5 protein-coding genes and 1 pseudogene are annotated in these 3426 nt (G+C 43.5%); 3 read left to right on the plus strand and 3 right to left on the minus strand.

Features of this window, described 5'->3' with window-relative positions; all coding sequences use genetic code 11:
* The first annotated feature begins 280 nt into the window (after positions 1-280).
* The gene (locus O9290_RS05430) at positions 281-646 is read left to right on the plus strand and encodes a hypothetical protein (protein ID WP_002738073.1); all 366 of its coding nucleotides are present in this window, start codon (positions 281-283) and stop codon (positions 644-646) included.
* Positions 647-671: 25 nt separating this feature from the next.
* On the opposite strand, the gene O9290_RS05435 is transcribed toward O9290_RS05430, so the two are convergent.
* Positions 672-1211, minus strand: a complete 540-nt coding sequence (locus tag O9290_RS05435) for a hypothetical protein (RefSeq protein WP_288059458.1) — start codon at positions 1209-1211, stop codon at positions 672-674.
* A 173-nt stretch (positions 1212-1384) separates the two neighbouring features.
* Between O9290_RS05435 and O9290_RS05440 the strand changes: the two genes are divergently transcribed.
* Positions 1385-1648 (plus strand): hypothetical protein, encoded by a 264-nt coding sequence (locus tag O9290_RS05440; protein WP_288059461.1) that lies wholly within the window; start codon positions 1385-1387, stop codon positions 1646-1648.
* A 194-nt stretch (positions 1649-1842) separates the two neighbouring features.
* Here O9290_RS05440 and O9290_RS05445 read toward each other — a convergent pair whose 3' ends face one another.
* Entirely contained in the window at positions 1843-2235 is a 393-nt protein-coding gene (locus tag O9290_RS05445) for a hypothetical protein (protein WP_149987802.1), read from the minus strand.
* Positions 2236-2247: 12 nt separating this feature from the next.
* Between O9290_RS05445 and O9290_RS05450 the strand changes: the two are divergent.
* Positions 2248-3150, plus strand: a pseudogene (locus tag O9290_RS05450) (hypothetical protein).
* Between the two features lie 3 nt (positions 3151-3153).
* Here the strand turns inward: O9290_RS05450 and O9290_RS05455 are convergent.
* The coding region (locus tag O9290_RS05455; protein ID WP_288086793.1) for a hypothetical protein at positions 3154-3426 on the minus strand (273 nt) is incomplete at its 5' end.

Genomic DNA, 3426 nt, shown 5'->3' on the forward strand with positions numbered 1-3426 from the left:
TCCCTCAAAACGACGAATATAAGCGGCATTAGCGGCTCGATCATAGTCTATTTTCATAGTTGCTCCTTTAATCGGCGTTCAAAATGGACAGTTACCAAAAGATTATAATTACTAAGTAGGTAGGCGTTAAAAATTATCAGAAACCCCCCTTATCAAGGGGAGCAGGGGGGATCGGCACCCCCCTTATCAAGGGGGGACTAAGGGGGGATCGAACCTAAAATCCATTTTTAATTTAATTATAACCAGCTACTTATACTGTTCACATCAAACAAAAATACCCATGAAAACTAGACAAGAATACCTCAACGCCCTAGTCAACTTTGACCAACCCCTATCAACTATCCTCCCTATCCTAAAAACCTTTCCTTGGGACAGTAGCGAAGCAATTATCACCCTAAAAAAAGAGCATCTGATCGATATTCTCGATCGCTATCTTAATAACGCTCTATCTGCCACCGACCTAGAAAACTGGGCCGATGCCATCGAATGCAGAGAAGATATCGCCTATAAAACAGATGAGGAAAATCTCATCAATGACATCATCTTTGACCTCGCTAACCCGACCTTAAACGATCCACTATCACCAAAAACAATCGAACAATACATCAGCCAACTTTCCCATTTAAAGTCTTCCTTAATTGCTTAAAAAATAGGCTTCTTCTTTGTGAATTTTAATGCGGGTTTACTTGAATCTCAATTTTGTCCGAGGGGTTGAATTTAATTTCCTCAACAACGTAGGAACTCTTACTCGCCACCCCTTCGATCCCTCTTATTTCTAGAGGATCTAGCGAGGTTATAGTTACTTCCGCTTTTCCTTCATTAACATCAACAATTTTGAAGTTCTGTAGGGGTTCCGTCCAGCTTTGTCTATTCTGGTTTGGATTGCTTGATCCCCCTTCCCCACGAATAACAAGCTCTCCGCTTTTGATAATAACCTTGCCTTGAAACTCTATCTGTTTGATCTCTTTCATTGCCACTTCTTTTGTTTTTGATTCTCTCCCTAAAGCGATCGTTTTTGCTTGGGAATCGAACTTGATTAATCTCCCAGATAGAGAAGTGCCATTTTTTAAAGATACATTTGTATCATCTGGTATGAATACGGGAATTTTCTTGACGGGAGATCGATCGCCGGTGGTTGGTAGATGATAGCCAGCAAGAGAGGCGATAAAAACTAGGCTAGTTGCGGTTATTATTGGGTAGAGTTTTTTCATCTTTACCTTGCCTGAATGATCGGGATTTAGTTGGTTCTGTTTTCGATCTTGGATGCGGTGGGTTAGGAGTAACAGTAACCCAACCTAGGGTTTTTTCTAGAGGGTTTTTTCCATATTTTAGCGTCGGGATTGTCAAAGGGGAAGCGTTTTATCTTCTCTTTATGTTAAAACTTATGAAGGTACTCCTTTACGCGGTGGACGATAGAAATATGACTCTACAAGAGCTAATGCGGTGGGCGGAAAAATTATCCTCGATCGAGAAACGGCAACTGATCGAAAAAATTACCGCAGAAATGGCATCGGAATCGGCAGAAGTTAATCAACCCCGTCCATCTTTAGGGGGTATATGCGCCGATTTAGGACAGGCTCCCTCGGCTGAAGATATCGATAAAACCCGACGAGAAGCGTGGGGAGATTTTACGGCAGAGGATATTTAAGTGTTAAAAGCAAGTTTTAAGTAGGTAGGCGTTAAAAATTATCATACACCCCCCTTATCAAGGGCGCAGGGGGGATCGGCACCCCCCTTATCAAGGGGGGACTAAGGGGGGATCGAACCTATTCCCCGAATATAATTGGATGCGGTGGGTTAGCGATATTCGTAACCCAACCTGCGGTTTTTGTCAATATATTTTTACTTTCCGAAACCTTTGTTCGGGCGGTTTTGTTTGGCAATACGGAGGGCTTTTCCGGTTTTGCCATCCTGTAGTGCGATCCGCATCGATCGCTTTTTCTGGTAGGATTGAATATCCGCCGCTAACGGATGATCGTTATCGATGCGTAGATGGGTTAAAGAACAGATAAGACCCGTTTGTTTTCCCAATTCATTTTTTAGGGAACAAATAATTCCCCCCTCGTCTCCAGTGTAGAAAATTTTATCGATCGAAAACTGGTGATCGGGTTTGTATCGCTCGCCTTTTGTTTCAGCTATTTTTAACGTTTCGGGAGTTGCACGCACAGGGATTGGTAAACTCGCTTCCATTTTCTCAATTAAAAAACGAACTTGTCGGGGATCGTCGATCGACATGGGTTATTCTCCTTGATAAAATACAAAGAACTGGCGATAGAACCCGGTCGATCGAGTAGGATAGCGATCGAAAACGCCAATCAGGGACATTTTGCCGTGAGCGCTCCGAATTCTCCCCCTCCCGGAACACAGATACTAGGAACCTTCGCCAGTCTTCTCGGTTTGCTGGGGATTTTTCTCTATTTTACGGGATGGATCTATCGGTGGGCCTATTTCGGCTGGTTTCGCCTTGAGATTAACCGTCTGGACTTGCCCTTGCGTTCCTTCCTTTTCGTGCCGATACAGGTCTTCTGTGGCGATTTCGGGGCGTTGCTGCGAACGTTTCTGGCACTGGTTGCCGTTGCCTTTGCGATTCAATTTACCCTCTGGATTTTGTCTCCCCTGCCATCCTATTCAATTGTCAGTCAATCTAAACGTAAATTTCATCAAAAATTTCACCCTCTAGGTTTATTAGTCCGGGGAATTCCCGAATCTCTCCGAAAAGATTTGATCGCTGTTATTTGGCTATTAATTATTCTTTTTTGGTTAGCTCGAATTCAGGGATCGATCGATGCCCGTCGCGATGCAATTAATGATAGTTCTACCTTACCAGTTATCACTTTAGTTTTACCAGAAAAACAGATAGCGATCGGTCGGAATCCAGAGGATGTTTTTACCGATCCTTCTCTCAAAGGTTATCGAATTATCGGTGAGACCAAATTACTCGAAGAGCTGCGGGGAAAAGAAACGAATGATAGTAAAGTCAATCCCCCGCGAGTTTGGCGGTTATTAATCCAAAATAATAATTAGACTTATGTTTTTCGCGGGTTATCCCCTCAGTCGGCAGACAATGAACGTCCGGCGATTCTAGCCATTCGCGAGGATAAGGAGGGACAATTGATGATTCTCGCGCCGGATGTCCCAAAATCCCGATGAGAGTCAATCGGGGAAATTATCAAAAGCGATCGTTAATAAAAAAAGTCTAAAAGTCGCACCCCACAAGGTTTTCGGCGTTGTCAGATCAGAAGAGGAAAGATGCAATGCTCCGGTGCTGATTCGGAGCATCTTTCCATTTGACAACGCCGATTGTAGGGCTAATTCATGAATTAGCCCTACGCCGATTGTAGGGCTAATTCCACTGCTAAATCGAGCGACTCTTGTTCCCCACTTAAGCCCAACTATCGGCACTATTCGTTCATTAAACACTAATTG

Source organism: Microcystis sp. LE19-41.2A, assembly GCF_027530405.1.
Taxonomy (GTDB): Bacteria; Cyanobacteriota; Cyanobacteriia; order Cyanobacteriales; family Microcystaceae; genus Microcystis; species Microcystis aeruginosa.